Annotated in this window: 16 protein-coding genes; 7 read left to right on the top strand and 9 right to left on the bottom strand. The window is 68.2% G+C overall.

The window, feature by feature from the left end:
* Positions 1-14: 14 nt before the first annotated feature.
* From BLS97_RS23775 to BLS97_RS07440, 4 genes are all read left to right on the top strand, one after another.
* The gene (locus BLS97_RS23775) at positions 15-497 is read left to right on the top strand and encodes a hypothetical protein (protein WP_157695267.1); all 483 of its coding nucleotides are present in this window, start codon (positions 15-17) and stop codon (positions 495-497) included.
* Positions 498-656: 159 nt separating this feature from the next.
* Positions 657-1,295 (top strand): sigma-70 family RNA polymerase sigma factor, encoded by a 639-nt coding sequence (locus tag BLS97_RS07450; protein WP_157695266.1) that lies wholly within the window; start codon positions 657-659, stop codon positions 1,293-1,295.
* A 134-nt stretch (positions 1,296-1,429) separates the two neighbouring features.
* The gene (locus BLS97_RS07445; protein ID WP_407938047.1) at positions 1,430-2,128 is read left to right on the top strand and encodes an HAD family hydrolase; all 699 of its coding nucleotides are present in this window, start codon (positions 1,430-1,432) and stop codon (positions 2,126-2,128) included.
* 54 nt (positions 2,129-2,182) lie between these two features.
* Positions 2,183-3,508, top strand: a complete 1,326-nt coding sequence (locus BLS97_RS07440) for an MATE family efflux transporter (protein WP_090475427.1) — start codon at positions 2,183-2,185, stop codon at positions 3,506-3,508.
* Positions 3,509-3,657: 149 nt separating this feature from the next.
* On the opposite strand, the gene BLS97_RS07435 is transcribed toward BLS97_RS07440, so the two are convergent.
* Positions 3,658-4,815: an ROK family transcriptional regulator gene (locus tag BLS97_RS07435; protein WP_090475426.1), complete on the bottom strand. Its 1,158-nt coding sequence runs from the start codon at positions 4,813-4,815 to the stop codon at positions 3,658-3,660.
* A gap of 317 nt (positions 4,816-5,132) precedes the next feature.
* Between BLS97_RS07435 and BLS97_RS07430 the strand changes: the two genes are divergently transcribed.
* Positions 5,133-9,248, top strand: coding sequence for a glycoside hydrolase family 3 protein (locus BLS97_RS07430; RefSeq protein WP_172832232.1), 4,116 nt, complete (start codon positions 5,133-5,135; stop codon positions 9,246-9,248).
* A gap of 92 nt (positions 9,249-9,340) precedes the next feature.
* On the opposite strand, the gene BLS97_RS07425 is transcribed toward BLS97_RS07430, so the two are convergent.
* The 3 genes from BLS97_RS07425 to BLS97_RS07415 form a co-directional block, all read right to left on the bottom strand.
* The gene (locus tag BLS97_RS07425; RefSeq protein ID WP_157695265.1) at positions 9,341-10,864 is read right to left on the bottom strand and encodes a hypothetical protein; all 1,524 of its coding nucleotides are present in this window, start codon (positions 10,862-10,864) and stop codon (positions 9,341-9,343) included.
* A 303-nt stretch (positions 10,865-11,167) separates the two neighbouring features.
* The gene (locus tag BLS97_RS07420; protein ID WP_090475423.1) at positions 11,168-12,217 is read right to left on the bottom strand and encodes an NAD(P)-dependent alcohol dehydrogenase; all 1,050 of its coding nucleotides are present in this window, start codon (positions 12,215-12,217) and stop codon (positions 11,168-11,170) included.
* Between the two features lie 233 nt (positions 12,218-12,450).
* Positions 12,451-12,927, bottom strand: coding sequence for a MarR family winged helix-turn-helix transcriptional regulator (locus tag BLS97_RS07415; protein ID WP_090475422.1), 477 nt, complete (start codon positions 12,925-12,927; stop codon positions 12,451-12,453).
* A gap of 347 nt (positions 12,928-13,274) precedes the next feature.
* Between BLS97_RS07415 and BLS97_RS07405 the strand changes: the two genes are divergently transcribed.
* Positions 13,275-14,477, top strand: coding sequence for an AI-2E family transporter (locus tag BLS97_RS07405; RefSeq protein WP_231988403.1), 1,203 nt, complete (start codon positions 13,275-13,277; stop codon positions 14,475-14,477).
* 114 nt (positions 14,478-14,591) lie between these two features.
* Here BLS97_RS07405 and BLS97_RS07400 read toward each other — a convergent pair whose 3' ends face one another.
* Entirely contained in the window at positions 14,592-15,728 is a 1,137-nt protein-coding gene (locus BLS97_RS07400) for an ROK family transcriptional regulator (protein ID WP_197676456.1), read from the bottom strand.
* 181 nt (positions 15,729-15,909) lie between these two features.
* On the opposite strand from BLS97_RS07400, the gene BLS97_RS07395 reads away from it, so the two are divergent.
* Positions 15,910-17,175: a YbiU family protein gene (locus tag BLS97_RS07395; RefSeq protein ID WP_090475419.1), complete on the top strand. Its 1,266-nt coding sequence runs from the start codon at positions 15,910-15,912 to the stop codon at positions 17,173-17,175.
* A 72-nt stretch (positions 17,176-17,247) separates the two neighbouring features.
* Here the strand turns inward: BLS97_RS07395 and BLS97_RS07390 are convergent, their stop codons facing one another.
* The 4 genes from BLS97_RS07390 to BLS97_RS07375 all read right to left on the bottom strand — a co-directional run bounded on the left by BLS97_RS07390 (position 17,248) and on the right by BLS97_RS07375 (position 22,202).
* Complete coding sequence (locus BLS97_RS07390; RefSeq protein ID WP_090475418.1) at positions 17,248-18,276, bottom strand: NAD(P)H-dependent flavin oxidoreductase; 1,029 nt, start codon at positions 18,274-18,276, stop codon at positions 17,248-17,250.
* Between the two features lie 195 nt (positions 18,277-18,471).
* Entirely contained in the window at positions 18,472-20,286 is a 1,815-nt protein-coding gene (locus BLS97_RS07385) for an HNH endonuclease signature motif containing protein (protein WP_090475417.1), read from the bottom strand.
* A gap of 199 nt (positions 20,287-20,485) precedes the next feature.
* A complete protein-coding gene (locus tag BLS97_RS07380; RefSeq protein ID WP_407938046.1) occupies positions 20,486-21,157 on the bottom strand; it encodes a class I SAM-dependent methyltransferase in 672 nt (223 codons plus the stop codon).
* A gap of 130 nt (positions 21,158-21,287) precedes the next feature.
* Positions 21,288-22,202, bottom strand: a complete 915-nt coding sequence (locus tag BLS97_RS07375; protein ID WP_090481604.1) for a 2-hydroxyacid dehydrogenase — start codon at positions 22,200-22,202, stop codon at positions 21,288-21,290.
* Positions 22,203-22,267 lie beyond the last annotated feature (65 nt).

Raw genomic sequence — 22,267 nt, 5'->3', positions numbered from 1 at the left:
GCAACGGAATCGGCTTGCTCGGTGATTCGTCGACGTCCTGCTCGCCGGCTACGCCGGCTACGCCGGGCACGCCGTCCACGCCGGGTACGCCCTCCACGCCGGGTACGCCCTCCACGCCGGGTACGCCCTCCACGCCGGGTACGCCCTCTACCCCAGGTACGCCGTCCACTCCGGGTACGCCGTCCACTCCGGGTACGCCGTCCACCCCGTCCCAGCCGTCATCGCACCCATCGGTACCGGCCAGGGGCATTGACCTGGTCAACTACCACGTTCCGAACGCGGATGCGCCGCCGGCCTCGGTCCAGAACCCCTCGATCCAGGACCTGCCGCAGGCCGCGGCAAGCCCGCTGGCCGCGGGCAGCCCGTTGGCCTCGGCCAGCCCGTTGGCCTACACCGGGTCTCCGATCCGCACCTTGCTGACCGTGGCGCTCCTGCTGCTGCTGCTCGGTGCGCTGTCCCTGATGCTGCTGCGTCGCCGGTCGTCCTCGACCGTCTGACCGCATCAGCTCGGCGCCGGCCCTCCCCACCTCGGCGGGAGGCCGGCGCCGCGGGGCACGGCGCTCGTGCGTGCCTCGCCGGTTCGGCCGTCACGATCCTTCTCCCACCCCGTCCCGCCGTCGGACGCGGGCCGGAGCCAGCCACCCGAAAGGTGCATCGTGGTCTCCCCCCACCCCACATTCCCAACCATCACCCCCACCATTCCGGCGCAGCGTTCGGCACCGGAGCCGATCCCGCGTGAACCGGATGCCCGCCTGATGGCCGCGATCGCGGCGGGCGACCAGGCGGCGTTCGGCGCACTGTTCGTCCGCTTCTCGGCCGGCGTCCAGCGCATCGTCCTGACCGTTGTTCGGGATCCGGCGCAATCCGACGAAGTCGTCCAGGAGGTGTTCCTCACCATCTGGCGAGAGGCCGCCCGCTTCGACCCGGCGCGCAGTTCGGTCGCCGGCTACGTCACGATGCTCGCCCGCGGCAAGGCGGTCGACCGGGTGCGGGCCTCGCAGGCGTCCCGTTCGCGCGACGAGCGGTACCGGGTCAGCAACCTCGATCGCCACGATCACTACGACCCGGTCATCGAGCTCGCACTGCTCCGCGAGGAGAGCTCGCAGGTCAGGTCGGCCCTGGCCGGTCTCACGCGCTTCCAGCGTGAGGCCATCGAACTGCACTACCTGGACGGTCTGACGTATCTGGAGGTCGGCCGTCTGCTCGGCGTCTCGGCGGGCACTGTCAAGTCGCGGGTCCGCAGCGGGATGGCGTCCCTGCGCCTCCGGCTCGGAGGACCAGATTGGGTGGGCTGACAATCGTGGCGACGTGACACAGGCACCTGACTTTCCGCTGGATGCCCTGACCCCGCAGACGTTCTGCACCGGCCGGAGGATCGGGGACGGCCGGGCGTCAACCCGCTCGATTTCCGCTGGAGCGAGCAGGCAGACTGTCCGGCATGAACACCGCACGACGCTCCCTGATCTTCGACGCCGATGACACGCTGTGGGAGAACAACGTGCTGTTCGAGCGAGTTGTCGAGGACTACCTGGACTGGCTGGCCCATCCGACGCTGAGCCGTCCCGAGATCCGTTCGGTGCTGGACGACATCGAAGCGGCCAACGTCAAGAACAACGGGTACGGGTCGCGCGCGTTCCTGGGCAACCTGGCCCAGACCTTCGAGCGGCTCTACGCCCGACCGGTGACCGACGCGCAGCGGGCGGAGATCGAAGACCTGGCCGCGGCCCTGCTGCATCACGACATCGAACTGATGCCCGGGGTGGCCGACGTGCTGGGCACCCTCGGTACCCGACACGACCTGTTCCTGCTGACCAAGGGCGACCAGACCGAGCAGCGTCGCAAGCTCGACGCATCCGGGTTGGCGCACCACTTCGCGGCCGTGCACATCGTGCCGGAGAAGGACCCTGACGTCTACCGGGAAGTCACCGTCGAACACGGATTGATCAACGAAAACACCTGGATGATCGGCAACTCGCCGAAGTCGGACATCCTTCCCGCCCGGGCCGCCGGGCTCAATGCGGTGTTCATCCCGCACGTCAGCACGTGGGTCCTGGAGCACTCGGAGATCCCGCCCGACGACCGGGTGCTGCGCCTTCCGTCGTTCACCGCGTTGCTCGATCACTTCTGAGTCCGGCCCGCTGACGCACGACGCCGACGTACCGGAACCGGAAGGGGACTCAGCATGACCAGCACCGAGGTGTCGACCCGACGGATCGTCTCGCTGGCGGCGTCGGCCTTCGTCGTGCTCGCCGCGGAACCGTTGTTCCTGCTGGTCGACACGGCCGTGGTCGGGCATCTGGGGCAGGTGCCGTTGGCCGGACTGGGCGCGGCGGGCACGGTGATGACGTTGCTGGCCTTGGTCGGCACGTCGCTGGAGTACGGAACCACCGGGCGAGCGGCGCGCTTCTTCGGGGCCGGCCGGCGGGCGGCGGCCGTCAACGAGGGCGTGCAGGCGTCATGGCTGGCGCTGTTCATCGGCGCGATCGCGGTTGTCGTCGGCGAGTTGATCGCAGACCCGCTGACCAGGCTGATCGTCGGTGGCAACGTGTCGGTCTCGGATGCCGCCGAGTCGTGGTTGCGCATCGCCATTCTCGGACTCCCGGGCGTGCTTCTGGTGCTGGCCGGCAACGGATGGCTGCGCGGAGTGCAGGACACCCGCACGCCAGTGCGCATCGTGGTGCTGGCCAACGTCATCTCCGCCGTCCTTTCGCCGGTGCTGGTCTACCCGGCGGGGTTGGGACTCGAAGGCTCGGCCATCGCCAACGTGGCCGCACAATGGGTCGGCGGCACGCTGTGTGTGCTGGCCTTGCGTCGGGAGAACACCCCGGAGCACCCACTGCAACTGCGGATGGACTGGCCGGTGATGCGCGGCCAACTGGTGGTCAGCCGGGATCTGGTGTTGCGGGCCACGGCCTTTCAGGCGTCCTACATGACGGCGGCCGGCGTGGCCGGACGGATGGGGGCGGCCCAGCTCGCGGCCCACCAGATCGGGATGCAGCTGTGGAACTTCGCCGCCCTGCTTCTGGATTCGTTCGCCATCGCCGCGCAGTCACTGGTCGGTGCCTCGCTCGGCGGCGGAGATGCGCACGCCGCGAAGAGCACGGCGTGGCGGGTGTCGCGGTACGGCCTGATCGCCGGGGTGGTGTTCGGTGCCGTCGCCGCGGCCGGCTGGTACCTGATCCCCCTGGCCTTCAGTTCCGACGCGGCCGTGCAGCACCAGGCTCACGTGCTGTGGCCGTGGCTGGTCGGCATGATGCCGGTGGGAGGGGTGCTGTTCGCTCTCGACGGCGTCCTGATCGGTGCTGGTGACAACTCGTTCCTGCGCACCGTGACGTTGGTGTCGGCGTTGTGCGGCTACATCCCGCTTGCGTTGTGCGCGTTGATCTTCCACTGGGGACTGGGGGGAGTGTGGGCCGGACTGTCCTTGTTCATCCTCCTGCGGTTCATCGGGATGGCGCTGCGCACCCGCAGCGGACGCTGGCTGGTCGTCGGGGAGACCCGGCGGTGAGAAGGCGTGTGGACGCGTCCGGGCGGAGCGGTTCCCGGCCGCTCGGACACTTTCAACTCACAGTTGGCACAAAGGAAGTGTGACTTGATCCGGCTCACCATTCCGGCGGGGATTCGGCCGAATCAGCGCCGGGGGAATTGAGGTTCGGCTCACCGGGCTGATCGGAATGCCGCCAGGAGCAGGCCGCCGGTCAGTTCGGCCCGGACGCCGAGCGCGGCCGGCAGGATCTCCACGACGGCCGCCGTGGCCGGCTGGGCGTACCGCTCCACTGATGCCTCGACCCCTTCCAGCAACGAGGTCCCGGCCGCCCCGAGTTCCCCGCCGATGATCAGCGCGCCCGGGTTCAGCAGGTTGCACAGGTCGGCCAGCACACCACCCAGGATGCGGCCGGCCTCGTTGAGCAGTCGGTGCGTGATGGTGTCGTCCAGAGCGTCGAGGGTCAGTGCGTCGGCGTCCACCGTCGGGTGGGTGTGCGCGACCTGTTCCAGCAGCGACTGCACGGACACGACCGCCTCGAGGCAGCCCCGGTTGCCGCACCGACACAGCTCGGTCCGCCCGGCCAGATAGGTGTGGCCGATCTCGCCGGCAACCCCGGTGACGCCCTTGTACAGTTCACCGCCGAGCACCAGTCCGGCCCCGATCCCGTGGGAAGCCTTGATGTACAGGAAGGTCGGATGTTGGCGCCCGGCCCCGGCCTTGCGCTCGCCGAAAGCGCCCAGGAGCGCGTCGTTCTCCACGTGGACCTCGAGTCCGGTGCGGCGCTCGAGTTCCTGTGCCGGAGCCAGCCCCACCCAGCTGGACAAGATGGTCGACGAGCGAACCAGGCCGGTCTTGGTGTCGACCGGGCCCGGAATGCCGGCGACGAGGGCGGACAGCTGGTCGGCGCCGACCTCTCGTCGGAGCTTGCCGAGCAGCTCTGCCGCGAAGTCCATCGCGTCGTTCGCGCGCAGGTCCACGTTGATCCGCGCCCGCTGCTCGGCCAGCAACCCGCCGAGGGCATCACCGATGGCCACGTGGATGTGGTTGTGTCCGAAGTCGATGGCGGCCACCGGAGCTCCGGACACCACCACCTTGAGTCCGGTGGCCGGCCGGCCACTGCCCGAGCCGGGACCCTTCGTCTGCATGTCGGTCTCGGTCACCCGTCCCTCGGTCAGCAGCTTGCCGATCGCGTGGTTGACGGTGCTCCGTGACATGCCGGTGAGCTCGACCAGCTCCGCTCTGGTCACCTGCTCTCGGGAACGGATCAGCTGGTAGAGGTCCTCGCGCGTGCGCATCCGGGGGGAGGAGCTGTCGTAGGTCTCGGCCATGGCGATGACCTTAGGGCACGCGGACCGATCTTTTGAGCCAATCTTGGACTTTTATTGCGCCGATTATGGACCTAAAAGAGAGGGTCAATTGATTGAACTTGAGCCATTGACAGCATGAAATAAGCGCGTCTAACGTTCGTTGGGTCCAGCGCGGTCGCCAGCCGGATCGATCACCGACAGCGGTGACGAGTTCCCGCGGCCGCGAATTCATTGGTGAGTACGCAGTTCGTCAGAGAGGACGACGCTTCATGCCCCATCCACCACGCAGTCGATCGCGGAGGCGCGCGGGCATATCGCTTGCCGCCGTCGCCGCGTTGATGTTCACCGGAACACTCACGGCCACCGCCTCGACCACCAATCCCGACCCGAGTTCACTCGAGCTCACCGACGCCCAGTTGTCCAAGACGGCCGCCACCCAGGGCATGGTGCTGCTGGAGAACCACGACAACACCCTGCCCATCGTCAAGTCCACGTCGCCCAATGTCGCCCTGTTCGGTGTCGGGGCATACGCCACCGTCAAGGGGGGCACCGGATCCGGCAACGTCAACAATCGCTACACCATCAACGCGCGCACCGGCCTGGAGAACGCCGGCTTCGCGGTGACCACCAGCGATGCGTACTGGAACGCCGTCAAGTCGGCCTACGACACGAAGTACCCGCCGACCACCGGCGGCTCCGGTTTCGGTGGGGCCGTGGACTATTCGTCCGTAGAGCAGCCGCTGACGGCCGTCACGGTGCAGCCGACCGCCCCGACCGACACCGCCGTATACGTTCTGGCCCGCAACTCCGGCGAGGGCAAGGACCGGGCGAACGCCGCCGGCGACTATTTCCTGACCCCGACCGAGACCGACGACCTGCAGCGCATCGGCCAGAACTACAAGCACGTCATCGTCGTCCTCAACGTCGGGGGGATCGTCGACACGAACTTCTTCAACCAGATCAACGCGTCCGCCCTCGATCCGTCCGGCGGGAAGCCGCTGGACTCGATGTTGCTGATGAGCCAGGCCGGGCAGGAATCCGGCAACGCCCTGGCCGAGGTCCTCGACGGACAGGTCGATCCGTCCGGCAAGCTCACCGACACCTGGGCCAGCAAGTACAGCTACTACCCGGCTTCGGCGACCTTCGCCGGCAACGACGGAAACTCCCTGCAGGAGAACTACACCGAGGGCATCTACGTCGGCTACCGGTACTTCGACTCGTTCTACAAGACGATCACCCCGGGCGGCGTCGACCCGTCCAGCGCGGTGTCCTACCCGTTCGGGTACGGGCTGTCCTACACCGACTTTCAGATCGACGCCCAGAGCGTGACGGCGGACACGAAGACGGTCACGGTCAAGGCCAAGGTGACCAACGTCGGCAAGACATACTCCGGCAAGGAGGTGGTCCAGACCTACTTCTCGGCGCCGCAGACCGGCATCGACAAGCCGTATCAGGAACTGGCCGGCTACGCGAAGACCGACGATCTGGCCCCGGGCGCGTCCCAGGTCCTGACCATCACCTACGACACGACCCAGATGTCCTCCTACAACTCGGCTACCGCGCAGTACGTCATGGACGCCGGCGACTACGTCATCCGCCTCGGCAACTCCTCGCGCAACAGCCACGTGGCGGCCAAGATCCACCTGGCCTCCCGGCTGGTGACCGAGCAACTGGCCAACGAGGAGACCGACGAGACGCTGACCGGAGAGCTCACCAGCAATCCGGCCAACTTCTACACCTACCCGACGGAGGCGGCGGAAGTCGCAGCGGCGCCGTCGATCTCGCTCGACACCACCGGCTACGTGACGCACAACCACGCGTCGGCCTACGAGCAGACCAATACCGTCGACTCATCGTCGCCGTACTACGCCATCGACGGTGCCAAGATCTCCTCGACGACCGCCTACGTGGATTCGGCCCAGACCAACTGGGAGAACACCGGCGCCCCGTACCAGCCCAAGACCGGTGAGAATGTCTCGAAGGTGACGACCAGCCCGACGGCCACCCTGTTCGACGTGGCCAAGGGCACCATCTCGATCCAGTCGTTCGTGGCCGGCCTGTCCGTCACACAGTTGGCCAACATCGTCGAGGGCGCCACCGCGGCCGGAACAACCACCACCGCGGTCGGGGCGGCCGGGTACACGACGGCCAAGTACGAGAGCCTGGGCATTCCGGGCATGACGCTCTCCGACGGCCCGGCCGGTCTCCGGCTGACCCAGCAGATCGCCACCACACCGAAGACCTACCAGTACGAGACCGCCTGGCCCATCGGCACTCTGCTGGCGCAGACCTGGGATCGCGACCTCATCCAACAGGTCGGCAACGCGATCGGCAAGGAGATGAAGGAGGTCGGGGTCACGCTCTGGCTCGCCCCGGGCATGAACATCCACCGCGACCCGCTCAACGGCCGCAACTTCGAGTACTACTCGGAGGATCCCCTGGTCACCGGGCTCACGTCCGCCGCCACCACGGCCGGTGTGCAGAGCAACCCCGGCGTCGGGGTGACGATCAAGCACTACCTGGCCAACAACCAGGAGACGTCGCGATCGTCGGTGAACGAGACGATCTCCGAGCGCGCGCTGCGCGAGATCTACCTCCGCGGCTTCGAGATCTCGGTCAAGACGGCCCAGCCGATGGCGATCATGACGTCGTACAACAAGATCAACGGGACCTACGCCTCGGCCAACTACGACACCGTCACCGACATCCTGCGCGGTGAGTGGGGTTTCAAGGGCCTGGTCATGACCGACTGGGGCGGGAACCACGGCGCGGTCGCCACCATGTACGCCGGTAACGACCTGATCGAACCCGGTGGCAACCAGGGCGAGATCATCAACAACCTGAAGAAGGTCGACGCGACCATCGACTATGACGGGATGCCGGCCTACAACAAGACGGTCTCCCCGACCCGCACGTCCTACAGCCTGACCCTGGGCGGGTTGACCCTGGCGGCGCCGGCGTCGTCCTCGACGACCATCGTCACGAATGTCGGCCCGGACACGGATTTGTCGCAGACCCCGTTGTCGACCGTCACCACGACGGACGTCATCAACAACCAGACGGTCGCACCGGTCGCCGTGTACGGCACCGTCGCCAATGCCTACGCCCAGGTGCAGGCGACCCTGGCCGCCTTGTCCGCCACCCAGCGGGCCGCCATCGTCGTGTCCAATGTCGTCTATCAGACTCCGGGCGACAGCACGACGCCGGTGGTGTCCTACACCGTGACGACCACCGGCAACTATGCGATCACCAGCTACAACATGCGCCTGGGTGATCTCCAGCGGTCGGCGATCAACATCCTGAACATCGTTCGCCAGACTGCCGGGTTCCAGCAGTTGGCGGCGATGAACGGAGTCACCGGTATCAGTGTCGGCGCGTACACGGGCCAGTTCACCGACCTGCCGTCGGTGGTCTCGGACGCCAAGACTGTCGTCAAGCAGCCGGTCGGTCCGGCCCCGGACGTCACGCTGGCCGCTTCGCCGGCTGCGCCGGCCAGCGGTTGGTACACCCGCCCGGTGACGTTCACCGCGACGGCCGCCGATGCACAGTCCACGTACCTGTCGATCGAGGTCGACAACGGTGAAGTCACCGACTACACCGGCCCGGTCACGGTGAGCGGCGACGGTACCCACACGGTCGATCTGTTCGGTACGTCCGCCAATGCCCTTCCGGCTCGTCGGACGATCATCGTGAAGATCGATGGCACGGCACCGGCGGCCTCGGTGGTGTCCTCCGCCAAGGGCAAGCTGACCTTGGCGGCCACCGACGCCGGCTCGGGAGTGGCCGCGATCAAGTACTCGGTGAACGGCGGTTCCACCTGGGCCACCTACACCGGCCCGGTCACCGTCACCGGTGCCCCGAAGGTCGTCCAGTACCGCGCGATCGACAAGGCGGGCAACACTTCTGCCGTCAAGTCGGTCACGGTGCAGGGCGTGCTGTCCCTGGGGAAGCCGGTCATCAAGGGTGCTCCCGTGGTCGGCTCCACGCTGACTGCTTCGGTGAAGGTGACGCCCGGCGCGACGATCTCCTACCAGTGGCTTCGCAACGGAAAGGCGATCGCGAAGGCGACGAAGTCGAGCTACACCCCGGTTGCCGCCGACGCCACTACCCGGCTGTCGGTTGCGGTGACGGCGAAGAAGGCCAACTACGCCACCGCGACGGCTACCTCGGCCGCGGTCACGGTGGCGGGCAAACTGGCTCTCTCGACGCCGGTCATCTCGGGCGTGACCGCCGTCGGACACATGGTCACCGCCTCGGTGGCCACCCACACCGCCGGTGCGACCCTGTCGTACCAGTGGCTGCGGTCCGGACGGGCGATCGCCGGTGGCACCAAGTCGACCTACAAGATCGTCGCCGCCGACAAGGGCAAGAAGCTCAGCGTCCGGGTGACGGAGAAGAAGGCCGGCTACGTCACGCTGACCTCGACGTCCGCGGCGAAGAGCATCACCCGGTGAGATAGCAACCGGGCATGACCAAGAGGCCCTGCCGTCCTTCCGGACGGCAGGGCCTCTTGTCGCGATCCTGCTGGTGTACCCCGTCGCGGCCGTCAGGCGTTCGGAACCACCTTGCCCGATGCACCCGAGCGCTGGGTGTTGCCCTTGAACATCGGCCAGGCACTGGCCCCGGCCCTGGTCGGGAACGTGTAGGAAACCACCTCGGCCTGGTTGCCCCCGGCGCTCTTGGCCATCAACGTGAAGAACAAGGTCGCCTTTCCGTCGATGTTCACCAGGGTGGGGGAGGCGGCCAACCCGAGGGCGGTCTCCTTGATCTGCACCGTGTTCGTGATACGTCCGGTGTGATCGATGATCGAGAACGTGTTGCCGCCCACGGCGACCACCTCCTGGTGCCCGTTTCCGTACAGGTCACCGATGATCGGACTGGAGTGCGACATCACGCAGGTGTTCAGCTTGGCGGTGCACACGTCGACCAAGCGGTGGCCCTTGCCGTCGATGATGTCGGTGTGGCCGAACTCGTCGCCGATGACGATCTGCGGCGCGCCGCTGCCGGTACCCATCACGTCGCCGATCGCCGGCGAGGAGAAAGTGCGTCCGTGCATCGGCACCGTCATCAGTCGGTGCCCGCTGGAGTCGAACACGTACGTCGCGTATCCCGCGTTCGAATAGAACAGGCCGGTTCCGACGATGATCTGCTTCTTGGTGCCGCCGTAGAGGGAGGCGACGGCCGGCGTCGACCAGACGACCTGGCCCGGGATCAGCTGCGGCCAGCCCGGCGCAGTCGAGCCGTCGTGGCGGAGGGAGGTCAGAACGCCGCCGTGGGTGTGCCACTTCTGGTAGCAGGTCTGCGCACCGGATCCGCCGCAGTCGTAGCCGAAGATGATCCGGGGGTAGGCATCGCCGTCGACCTTGGTGACGGTCGGGGAGGACCAGATGGTGTCCTGAGCGAAGTACGGAAACCCCTTCTTGTTGTTTCCGGCCAGGTCCCAGACGTACAGGTGCTGGTCGAAACTGCTGACCACCACGTACATCTTGCCGTTGTTGTCCAGGTTGGCCAGGGTCGGTGTACCGAAGATTCCCGGCCGGTGCGTCGACCGGGGCACCGACTTGCGGAACACCAGGTGCGGCTGATGGTTCACCCAGCCATACATGTAGACGGTGCCGGCGTCGTTGGCCAGCAACAGCATGTATCCGCCGCCGGCCCGCAGGCGCACCAGGGCCGGGCTGGCCCGGATGGCCGACCCGGTCTGGATGACGAACTCCTGCCGTCCGGTGCGGGCGCTCCAGATGTGGACCGAGCCGTCGAGGTACGCGGCGACCACGTCCACATCGCCGTCGGTGTGCCCGGTCAGATTGCCGACCACCGAGGATGAGAACGCCTCGGCCGACAGCTTCGTCCGGAGCGTTCCCTGCAGGTAGCCACCGCTGAACGTCCGTGAGCGGGTGGGCGCCGGTGCGGCCGCCGCAGCCACTGCCTTCGCATCGAGGTGTACCGGCGCCACCGTTGCGGGTGTGGAGGCCGCCTGAACAGTCGGCGTCGGCACCGAGGCCAACGCCCCGATCGGGATGAGCGTGGCGGCGATCACCGCCGCCGAGAGGAATAACGCTGAACGCACGCGCACGATGACCAGCTCCGGATCAGTTGGGTTCGACAGAAAGGGTTCGACAGAAAGATACGGTGCCCACGCCGCTAACATTACGCAGTGTAACTAGAAACTACTCTAAATCACGACGCACAGAGAATTCAAGGCACCTTTCATGATTCACCCGTCCTGTGGTGACATCAGATCCCGCGGTCCGGACGACGCTCCGCTTGCCCGGGCGCCGGTGACGGTGCGTGTTCATCGGCGCCGATCACCATCGATGGTGATCGGCGCCGTCGCACCCACCCGCGCCCGGGGCACCGCAAACCGGTCGCGTCAGACGGCCGGCAGCGTGGCCGTGTCGATGACGAAGCGGTATCGCACGTCGGAGGCGAGCACCCGCTCCCAGGCCTGGTTGATGTAGTCAGCCCCGATCAACTCGATGTCGCAGGCAATGCCCTGCTCGGCGCAGTAGTCCAGCATTTCCTGGGTCTCACCGATGCTGCCGATGCCGGAACCGGCGAACGACCGGCGGTTCCCGAACAGCGAGAAGACGGCCACCGGCAGCGGCTCACCGGGTGCGCCGACACTGACCAGGGTGCCATCCAGGGCGAGGAGCTTGAGGTAGGCGTTGATGTCGATGACGGCCGACACCGTGTTCACGATCAGGTCGAACCGGTTCTGCAGCTGCTTGAAGGTGTCCGGGTCGCTGGTCGCGAAGTACTCGTCGGCACCGAGCCGCTTGCCGTCCTCCTCCTTCGACAGGGTCTGGGAGAGCACGGTGACATGGGCGCCCATCGCGTGCGCGAACTTGACCGCCATGTGGCCGAGACCGCCCATGCCTACGATGGCCACCTTCTTGCCGGGGCCGGCGTTCCAATGGCGCAACGGCGAGTAGGTCGTGATGCCGGCGCACAGCAGGGGAGCGGACGCGGCGAAGTCGATCGAGCCCGGGATGCGCAGGACGAAGTCCTCGTTGACCACGATGTGGCTGGAGTACCCGCCCTGCGTGACGGTCCCGTCCAGGTCGCGGCTGGCGTAGGTGCCGGTGTTGCCGTTCAGGCAGTACTGCTCTTGTCCCGCGCGGCAGTTGTCGCACTCGCGGCAGGAGTTGACCATGCAGCCGACGCCGACCCGGTCGCCGACCGCGTAGCGGGACACGTCCGGCCCCACCTCGGTGACGATGCCGGCGATCTCGTGGCCGACGGTCAGCGGGTAGGGCACCGTGCCCCAGTCGCCGCGCACGGTGTGGATGTCGGAATGGCAGATGCCGGCGAACTTGATCTCGATCAGGACGTCATGGGCGCCGACATCGCGTCGCTCGATCGTCGACGGGACGAGAGGCTCGGTAGCGGATGGGGCGGAATACGCTCGGGCAGTCAACACGTGAATACCAAGTCCTTTGCTGGTGGGTCGTCCGGCGCTGGCGTGCGCCGACCCGTCCGACGCTACGGATGTCGGCGGGCGAGTGGGACGCCGGGTCAGTACCCAGCCGGTCCGGACCGAACTCACCCCGAGACCAACGCCACGATGAATGTGGCCCGGACCGGGCACGGCCGGCCATTGTCGGGTGCGGCAACGCCCGGCAGCGACGACGCTCGGTCGGGCCGCCGACCGGGTCAGAGGCGGGCCGGAGGCAGATCGGCCAGGGCGTCAGCGCCCAGGCGGAGGTCGGCCGCGATCGACGACATGGCCGTTGTCAGCTCGGCGAGGCTCTGCGGCTCGAGATGATCGAAGGCACGCCGGAAGGTCCGATCCAGGTCGCGCATCACCAGGTGGCCCCGTTCGGTGAGCCGGACGATGGACCTCCTCCGGTCGGTGGGATGACGGACGCGGCAGGCGATGCCCGCCCGCTCGAGCCGGTCGACCAGAGCGGTGATGCTGCTGGTGTTGTAGCCCAGCAGGGCACCCAGTTCGACCTGGCCGAGATCGCCTTTGGAGTACAGATACGAGAGGGCCTGGGTCTGACTGACGTCGAGCCCCAGGTGGGCGGCGACCACTTGGCGGTAATGCTCCCCGGCCAGGATGACGGCGCGGAGCGCCCGGGCGGCACCGGTGACGGTGTCATCGACGGTCGATTTGTCCGGATCGGGCATCGGCTCAATCTAGATGAAGAGGCCGCCATCCGACGGAGGGGGTCACTCGATCGGCGTCAGGCATGACCGGCGAGCAAGGACGGCGCGTCGCCCCGCCACGGCCGGAGCGATGGTGGCTGTTCGTCCGTCCGGGCGACCAGTCCGGGTGGCCGGTCGGGCCCGGCCGTGAATCGGTCGGGCCCGCCCGTGAAGCCGTCCGGCGTCGGACCGTCCGGCTCTTGAACCGCCCGATCGGCGCCGATTAGTTTCCTGTGTCAGGAAACCGTTGGCTGGGCACTATCCGGACGGACGTCAGCCGACGGTTCTTCCACCGAAATGTTCCATTCCGTCCGCAGACAGGATTTCCCGTGCCGAACGAGAAACTTCACGACCCGACGCCCGGTGGGCCGTCCTCCGCCCGAGACGAGGACGACGAATCGGTCGGCCTGCCGCATGAGTCCGAGTCCGAGGGCATGGTGGCCGTGGCCGAGATAACGGCGGCCGAGATCAGCACCGACGAGAACCCGATGGGTACCGTTGGGAAGCCCTTCAACTGGCGCGCACCGTTCTTCGTCGCCTTGGTGGCCACGGCGGGTGTGGCCGTCATGTATGCCGCGCTCCATCTGTTCGTGGCGGCCGGCCATACCTTCATCCTCATCGGGCTGTCGTTGTTCCTGGCCGTGGGGATCGACCCGGCGGTGTCCTGGCTGGTGAGACGGCGGGTGCCGCGCTGGTTGGGGGTGGTGGTGGTCCTGGTGGTGATCATCGGATGCATCGCGGGGTTCATCGCGGCGGCGGTGCCCGCTCTGGTCACACAGGCCGAGCAATTCGTCACCAACGCTCCGAAGTACCTCCAGCAGGCGCAGGACAAGCACACGTTCATCGGGCAGCTCAACGCGAAGTTCCATCTGCAGCAGAAGCTGGAGTCGCTGCTCTCCTCGTCCACATCGGCCGCGACCTCGGGCATCATCGGGGCCGGGGTCGCGGTGTTCTCGGCCGTGGCCGACGGGCTCGTGGTGCTGGTGCTGACCATCTACTTCCTGGCTGACATGCCGCGGATCCGAGGCTTGCTCTACCGGCTGTTCCCCCACTCCCGTCGCCCGCGCGCCATCCTGATCGGGGACGACATCCTGGCCAAGGTCGGCGGGTACGTGCTCGGCAACCTGGTGATCTCGCTGATCGCCGGTGGCCTCACGTTCGCCTGGTTGATCATCTTCGGCGTCCCCTACGCGCTGCTCCTGTCGATCATGGTGGCGATTCTCGACCTGGTCCCGGTGGTCGGGTCGACGGTCGCCGGCGTCGTGGTCGCTCTCGTCGCCATGACGGTGTCGTTCCCGCTGGCCGTCGCCACCGTCATCTTCTTCATCGTGTACCGGCTCGGCGAGGACTACCTGCTGGTGCCGCGGATCATCGGCAAGGCGGTCGACGTGCCCCCTCTGGTGACGGTGGTCGCCGTCCTGATCGGTTCGGCCCTGCTCGGCATCCTCGGTGCCTTGGTCGCCATCCCGATCGCCGCAGCCGGCTTGCTCTTGGCCCGGGAGCTGTTGTTCCCCCGGCTCGATCGCTCCTGATCGGACGGGCCCGGCCGGAGGTCGCTCGGTGCCCGTCGTTGGTGCGGGGTGGGTCGTCGCCGGGGGCGCGGACGGGCGCGCGGTCCGGGCGGTGCGCCGATGGCGATGGGCGGGTCACCGGTCCCTCGGCTCGCCCACGGGTTGGTCGCCGCTCATCCCGTTGACCGACGCCAACAGGGCAGCGCGGCCCCTGGCCAACGCGAGTCCGGCCGCGCCGCGCAGGGCCGGGTGGTCGCCGGTCGTGCTCGACTCGATCCGCACCGGGCCGGGCCAGATGTTCCGGACGGCGGCCCGGACGGGCTCCAACAGGGCCGGATGCGAACCGATCGGGCCACCGAGAACGAACAAGGCCGGGTCGACGATGGCGCACGTGGCGACCACGGCCTGGGCTATGACACCGGCGATCGTCAACACCGAATCGGGTAGCTCTCCGCTGGCGTCCATCGCCCGCAGCACGTCATCCACCCGCACCGACGGACCACCCTCGGTGCCGAAGCCGGACTGGTGGAACGCGCGGGCCAGGGTCGGGCGCCGGGCCGCAGCGGCCGACAGCTCGCCGACCTCACCGGCCAGTCCGTGGGCACCCCGCACCGGCCGACCGGCAATGTAGAGGCCCATCCCCATGCCGGCCCCGACGTAGAGGTACGCAAAGTCGTCGACGCCGGCGGCCACCCCGGAGGCTCGTTCGGCGGCGGCGGCCAGGTTGACGTCGTTGTCGACGGTCACCGGCGCGGCGATCAGATCGCCCAGCACCTGGTCCAGAGGCGCCTGGCCCTCGGGAAACGGCGAGTCGGGCATCGCGATGATGTGGTTGGTCACCGGATCGACCGGGTTGGCCAACGAGATGACCCCGCCGCGGACCGGGCCGTGCGCGGCGCCGGCGGTCAACGTCTGGGTCAGCGCCTTCCGGAGGGCCGTGATCAGGGCCGGCGCGTCACCGGGCGGCCCGGGTGGGTGGTGCCGGTCGAAGAAGACCCTGCCGGTCAGATCCAGCGATTCCAGACGCAGGCCCGATTGGTCGATCTGCAGCGCGAACACCCAGCCCGCGTCCGGGGGCAGCTCGTAGAACGTCGCGACGCGACCACGCCGACCGGTGTCGTCGGGACCGGCCGGCTGCAGCACACCGGCCTCCTCCAGACGCCGGACCGACTGCCAGGTCGTCGGCTTCGAGATGCCGGTGAGGGTGGCCAGTTCCGCCCGGGTGACACGCGCGCGCGCGAACACCTGAGCCATGACGGCCTCGTCCGTCATCTCCCGCAGCATCCCGAGCCGGGGCAGGTCGCCGCTGGGTGACGGCCCGATCTCCGGTGCCGGCCTCGGTGACCGCCTGACCATCCGACCCCTTGCGCGTGTATTGGTAGGAGTCCTAACATAAGCCATCAGTTTGATCTGGAGTCCTAATCATTTGGATTCCCACACGAGAGGGACGCCGATGTCCTCGTCCGTTGTCACGTCCGACGTACCCGCCGACTTCCCTGAGGCCATTCGGGCGGCCAAGGCCAGGCTGCGCGAGCAGATCGGTGACTACCAGGCCGTGTTTGCCGAGGTCGAGACGGCCATGCAGGCCCAGGTCGACGCGATCGTGGCCGCCCGGTCCGCGGGCGAACCGATCTGGCCGGTGGTGCAGTTCGCCGACATCGAGGCGGGCACGGTGCCGGAGGAGACGAGGATCCGGATCCGGGAGCGCGGATGCGCCGTCGTCAAGGGCACCTTCCCCCGGGCGCAGGCCGAGGATTGGGATGCGCATCTGGTGAAGTACTTGGACAACAACAACTTCGACGACGTCTACCAGTACGTCGACGATGGCGTGTTCGGCGGCTTGGCCGCCGGGAAACCCTCCATCTTCCCGATCTACTGGTCACGCCCGCAGATGGAAGCCCGCGAGGACGAGCGCATGGTCGCGACCCGCCGATTCCTGAACGGATTCTGGAAGGCCGAGTCGGAGGGCCGGGTCTGGTTCGACGCTTCCCGCGACACCGCCTACCCCGACCGCGTCCGTCGACGAGCACCTCACACCAATTCGGCTGGACTCTCGGCCCACACGGACTCGGGATCGGTCGAACGCTGGCTGCTTCCGGCCTACCACAAGGTCTTTCGTCACGTCTTCTCCGGCCGGTGGCGCGACTACGACGCCTGGGACGGCGCATACCGCACCGAGGTCAACGAGTTCCCGTCCACGGTGATGTGCTCAGCCTTCCGGACGTTCCAGGGTTGGACCGCCCTGTCCGACATGCATCCGGAAGACGGTGTGCTGCACGTGGTCCCGATCGTCGAGGCGATGGTTTACATGCTGCTGCGGGCTCTGCAGGACGACGTCGACGATGACGACCTGTGCGGCGCGGCCAACGGACAGTCGCTTCCCATCACCGCGAGGTACCACTCCCTGCTGCTGCCCGCGTTGTCGCCGATCCCGGCGGTCGAGCCGGGTGACACCGTGTGGTGGCACGGCGATGTCATCCATTCCGTCGGCCCGGTTGCGGACCAGCGTGGCTGGGGAAACGTCATGTACATCCCGGCCACGCCGTGGTGCGAGAAGAACCTGGCGTACGCAAAGGCCTGCGGTGAGGCGTTCCTGGCCGGGGTCAGTCCCGGTGATTTCGCCGCCGAGGACTACGAGGTCACCTGGGCCGAACGTCCGAGCTCGGCCGACCTGAGCGATATCGGCCGGGAGCAACTCGGACTCGCCGGTGATGCGTGACGGCTGCTCGACGCTCGACCTGGCTCGGCCAGGTTGAGGCCTGGATCGGCACCGCCGGCGGTGGGGCGCCGCTCAGACGGCTGACGCCAACCGACGCAGGATCGTTTCCGCCGGCTCGGCGGTGGCCGCGCGGAAGCCGGTGCCGGCCCACAGGTGAACCAACTCCGGTTGGCCGACGGCCGTCGCCGCCTTCCGCAGTGGGCTGGTCAAGTGGTGCAGCGCGGGGTAGCCGAGCGGCGCGACCGCGTCATACCGGTCGATGAACGCATTGGTCAGTGCTCGGGCCGGACGACCGGTGAAGGCGTGCGTGACGACCGTGTGCGTCCGGGCCGGGTCGACGAGGGCGGCCCGATGCAGGTCGGACGTCCCGCTCTCGTCCGACCGGAGCAGGACGGTACCGACCATGACGGCGGTCGCTCCGGCGCCGAGCCCGGCGGTGACCCCAACGGGATCCGACACACCTCCGGCCGCGACGATCGGAACCGTGGTGGCGGCGGCGATGTCGGTGACCAGGGACGGCAGGGTCACGTCGGCGGGTCGTCGGGAGGGGGTCAGGGTGCCGGAATGGCCGCCCGCCGCGCTGGCCTGGACGGCCAGGACGTCGATGCCGGCTTCCTCGGCGAGGAGAGCCTCCTCCACATTGGTGACGGTCTGGACGGTCGTCGTGCCGGCTCGCCGCAGCGCTCGCAGCACCGCGCGGTCGGGCAGACCGAAGGTGAAGCCGACCACCGGAACGGGGTCGGCCAGGAGCAGGTCGATCTTGGCGGCCCAGGAGTCATCGTCCTCCCGCGGTTCGGGCACGGGCTCAAGGCCGAAGGCGGCCAGATCGGCGGCGAGCGCGGCCGCGTAGCTCCGGTACGCGGCCCGGTCGACCGGCATCGAGTTGGGAGCGAACAGGTTCACACCGAAGATGGAGTTCCTGCCTCGCACCGTGGCGATCTCCTCGGCGACCGCCGCCGGGCTCTTGTATCCGGCGGCCAGGAATCCGAGAGATCCCGCTCTCGCGGCCGCGATCACCAGCGCCGGGGTGCTGGGACCGCCGGCCATGGGGGCAGCGACGACCGGGTTCGTGACGCCTAACGCGTCGAACGGCGAACTCACGTCGTGTCCTGTTGCGTTCCCGGTCCGGTGGTTCTCCGGCGGGTGGTCATCGTCACGAGGTACTCCATGCCTTGATCTCCTCGGAGCGTGACTTTCCGCGGGGGTCACCGCACTGGCGGACGGCACAGCGACCGACCCGCTGTAAGAGCCTCAACCCTACGACTCGGGTTGGGTCGAGGCCAGGCTCGCGGGTGATCACGAGGTGCCTGCCGGGTGGGAATCCGGGCCGGCCCAATCGAACTTCGCGGGCCGGTGTGAGCTGTTCCGGAGCGCCTTGCGGTTGAGGTCTACGGTCGCCGGCGGAATGAGGTCGGGATGACCGTCCGATGCCATGCGAATCGTCCATTGCTCCTTGTGGATGAGGTGGTGGTGTCGGCGGCAGAGCTGACAGCAGTTTTCGTAGGTGGAGGGACCGCCGTCCTTCCAGAAAATGATGTGGTGAAACTCCGACCATTTCGCGGGCATGGCGCAGCCCGGGAAGACGCAGCCTTGGTCGCGCAGCGCGACGGCCCGTTGGATGGCCGTGTTGAAGGTGCGGCTACTGCGGCCGATGTCGAGCGTTTCCCTCGTGCCGCTCAGGACGGCCGGGATGACTCCGGCCTGGCAGGCCAGCATGCGCACTTGATTGACGGGCAGGGGAGTGCCGGAGTGCAGAGTGCCGGATCCGACGCGGTGGCGCAGAGAGTGCTCGTCGATGGTGACCAGCAGTTGCGCGGGCTCGCCGGCTTGGGTGGGTGCGCCCCCGGATTCGAGAAATCTCGTCAGGATCAGCCCCAACGCCTGGGCACGCTTGGTGGCCGCGGTGCGCTGATCGGGCGGTGCTCCGCCGGGAAAGCTCCCGGTGTCGGGTGGTCGGTGGTCGTCAGGAAACAGGCGGGGGACAAGGGCCCTGCCGATGGGTGCATAGTCACCGGGGCACGTGCCCAGTGGTGCCCAGTCCAACGGTGGTCGCGATGAACGCCAGATCGGGAGATCGTCCGAATGATGCGGTTGACTCAGATCCGAGGAGACTGGCGACGCCGCGGACGGCCCTACCGCTGGTGTCCCCCCTGCTTCCGAATTTGGGCGATCAGACGCGTTGTGGTCGAATTCGTTCGGCCGTCCCGTCGGATCGTCGTCGGGGACCTCCGCGTCCCCGGCACTGCGGTCGGCCCGACCATTGTCGGATTCCGTCGTGGCGCGGTCGCGGCATTCCTCACCATGGTGCTCAGTGCGCTTGCGTTCGGCGGAAGGTGAGCACAGAGCGCCGAAGGCGACGCGAAGTTGTTCGGTCGCGATGTCGTCGAGCAGCCCCCAGATCTTGGTGAGGCCGTTCGGTCGGCGGTTGCCTATGTGCAGTTCTTGGTGCTCGTGCGCGTGCTTCTCGTCCGTGCCGTCAGGATCGGCCATGAGCTCAGTGTGCCGGGCCGTGTGTTCGAAGGTGATCGGGTCCATGTGCGCCGCCTGCTCGACCAAGAACCTCTCCACCGACTCGCGAATGTCCGCGCCGACTCGGGGCGGCATCTTCTTGAACGTGGTCACGATGGCGTTGGCGTGGCGGGCGCTCACGGTGCCGGTGGCGAGAGCCGCGGCCACATGGGGCAGTTCCGGGTCGGCAGTGGTGCCGGTGATCCCGGTGGCGGGACAAATGCGCGCGGCGAGGGCGACGCGAGCGGCCGCGTCGCTGTGGGCAATGGTGATGACGTTCCGGATGAGACCCGCGGTGGAGGCGTGACCGGCTGGAGCGGCCAGACCGCGCTGGTCGATCTGGCCGATCAGCGCGAGGGTGAAGGCATACAGAGCGCGTGCCTGTCGCTCGGTGGCCCGGAGCAGATCGAGCAGGCCGCCGGTGCCGGGAGCACTGAGGTCGAGATGAGGCAGACCAGAGACCGCGGCCGCGACGGAGGCGATTGCTGCGGCGGCCGGACCGCCGTCGAAATACCTGTCGTCGGGGGTGCCACCGGGAGGGAGACACCGCTCGTCATGTCCCTGACCTGCGACTCCCGTGTCGCTGGCCGAGGTGATCGTCATGGAACAAGTGTACGAAGGACCACCGACAGCCCCCAGATCGCGTCGGTCACGGAGCGGTCCCACCGAGGAACCGAAGCGCCCAAAGGCGCCCCGGCGCGAACAAGTGAGTCATCCCGCCTCACCGCGACGAGCCAGCCGTGCCCGGCCGGCGGCGGTCGGTTGACCGTGGTTGACCGTGGACCCGGACCACGCGGCCGGTTCACCGCAGACGACGCGCCCGGATCACCACATCCTCGGCGTGATGGGCCCCGGCCCCACCCTCGGGGATGACGCGTGGGCGCTGTTCGTTGACCTCGATCGCCCAGTCCTCGTCGAGCAGGGCGATCACCATGGAGGGCCAGACGTAGGCGGCCGGGTCGAAGCCGCTGTCATTCACCGGCTGGCTCTCCATCCCGGCGTGGTGCACGAAGAGCAGTACGCCGCCCGGTGCCACCGCGGCCACCAGTGCCTTCTCGGCGGCGCCGTCAGGGGTGCGGGGCAGAGCCGGGTACTGAGCCGAGACGAGATCGAACGACGCCGGCGGCAGGGCCGCCTCGGCCAGGCCGGCATGCACCCAGTGAATGTTCACCCCGGCGTCCTGGGCGTGTCTGGCCGCTCGGCTCAACGCCACACCCGACACCTCGAGGGCGGTGACGTCCCAGCCCGCCCGGGCCAGCCAGACCGCGTCGGCGCCCTCGCCGCAGCCGACGTCCAGTGCCCGGCCCGGGGCGAGGTCCGCGACCTCGGCGACCAGCGTGCCGTTGGGCTGACCGCTCCAGAGCTGTTCCCGGTCCGTGTACCGCCGGTCCCATTCCTCTTGGGCGGCGGCGTCTCCCACGTAGCCGGAGGGCGGGAAGGTCTGGGCGGAGGATGCGGCGATGTCGTTGGTCACCCCCCCACTCTCGCCCACCGGACGCGGCGCGGCCAGCGTCGTTGCCGAATCCGCAACGCGGCGGGGATCGCTCATCGGCTCGGAAACGCTGACCGGCCGGGTGAGAGCGACCCAGGCCCTCCTCGATCGATCAGTAGTCGCCGGCGATGACGTTGAGCAGATTCTCGCCCGTCATGAAGCGTCGGAGTTGCGCGTTGACCAGGGCGAACGCGCGCGGACCGGCTTGCCTGACGTGCCCGGCAGTGTGGGGGGTGATGATCACGTTCGGTGCGCTCCACAACGGGTGGCCCTCCGGCAGTGGTTCCGGGTCGAACACGTCCAGGGCCGCCCGGAGGCGTCCGGACGTCAGCTCGGTCAGCAGCGCGGCGGTGTCGACGATCGGGCCACGGGCCACGTTGATCAACAGCGCATGGTCGGGCATCCGGGCCAGGAAAGCGGCGTCGACCATGCCCTTGCTCTCGGTGGTGAGCGGCAGGGTCAGGACCACGATGTCGGCCGTCGGCAGCAGATCGGACAACTCGGACCGGGCCCGGACACCGTCCCGGGCGCCCCGCCCGACCAGGATCGGGACGGCGTCGAAGCTGCGCAGGCGCCGTGCCGTCTCGTCGCCCAGGTTGCCGGCGCCGATGATCAACACGCGCTTGCCGCCCAGGTCGTCCCCCTCGACCAGGTCCCACTGACCGGCGCGCTGGGCATCCTGGAAGTGCGGCAGCCGCCGCTGCGAGGCGAGGATGAACAGCAGCACCAGTTCCGCCACCGACGGTCCGTGCACGCCGCGCGCGGTGCACAGCGTCACCCGGACCGGGATCTGGCCGACCAGGTTCTCCACACCGGCACTGGTCAGCTGCATGACCTTGAGCTCGGGCATCGCTGCGAACACGGCCGGCAGGTCGCCCTCGTCCTCGACCTTGGGCACCCAGAACTCGGTCCGCTCGACCCCCGCCGGCGGGGTGCCACGACCGTCCCAGACGATGACTTCCACCCCGTCCGGAACCGCGCCGAGGAGCCCGACGGCCCCGGGGTCAGGAACGCACACGACAGTCATGCCGGTCACCGTATGTGGTCCGCCGATCGGCCCATCGGCCGACCTCGACGAGCCGGTCCCGGACG

This window comes from Nakamurella panacisegetis (assembly GCF_900104535.1).
Lineage (GTDB): Bacteria > Actinomycetota > Actinomycetes > Mycobacteriales > Nakamurellaceae > Nakamurella > Nakamurella panacisegetis.
The sequence above is the reverse complement of the archived record's forward strand: the minus strand, read 5'-3'. Positions and strand labels throughout refer to the sequence as shown.

Bases quoted from the DNA above. Each gene is read 5' to 3' on its own strand.
- BLS97_RS07400 (WP_197676456.1), bottom strand. From the start codon at position 15,728: ATGACGGACGAGGCCGTCATGGCTCAGGTGTTCGCGCGCGCGCGTGTC.
- BLS97_RS07385 (WP_090475417.1), bottom strand. From the start codon at position 20,286: ATGACGATCACCTCGGCCAGCGACACGGGAGTCGCAGGTCAGGGACAT.
- BLS97_RS07375 (WP_090481604.1), bottom strand. From the start codon at position 22,202: ATGACTGTCGTGTGCGTTCCTGACCCCGGGGCCGTCGGGCTCCTCGGC.
- BLS97_RS07440 (WP_090475427.1), top strand. From the start codon at position 2,183: ATGACCAGCACCGAGGTGTCGACCCGACGGATCGTCTCGCTGGCGGCG.
- BLS97_RS07430 (WP_172832232.1), top strand. From the start codon at position 5,133: ATGTTCACCGGAACACTCACGGCCACCGCCTCGACCACCAATCCCGAC.
- BLS97_RS07435 (WP_090475426.1), bottom strand. From the start codon at position 4,815: ATGGCCGAGACCTACGACAGCTCCTCCCCCCGGATGCGCACGCGCGAG.
- BLS97_RS07395 (WP_090475419.1), top strand. From the start codon at position 15,910: ATGTCCTCGTCCGTTGTCACGTCCGACGTACCCGCCGACTTCCCTGAG.
- BLS97_RS07415 (WP_090475422.1), bottom strand. From the start codon at position 12,927: ATGCCCGATCCGGACAAATCGACCGTCGATGACACCGTCACCGGTGCC.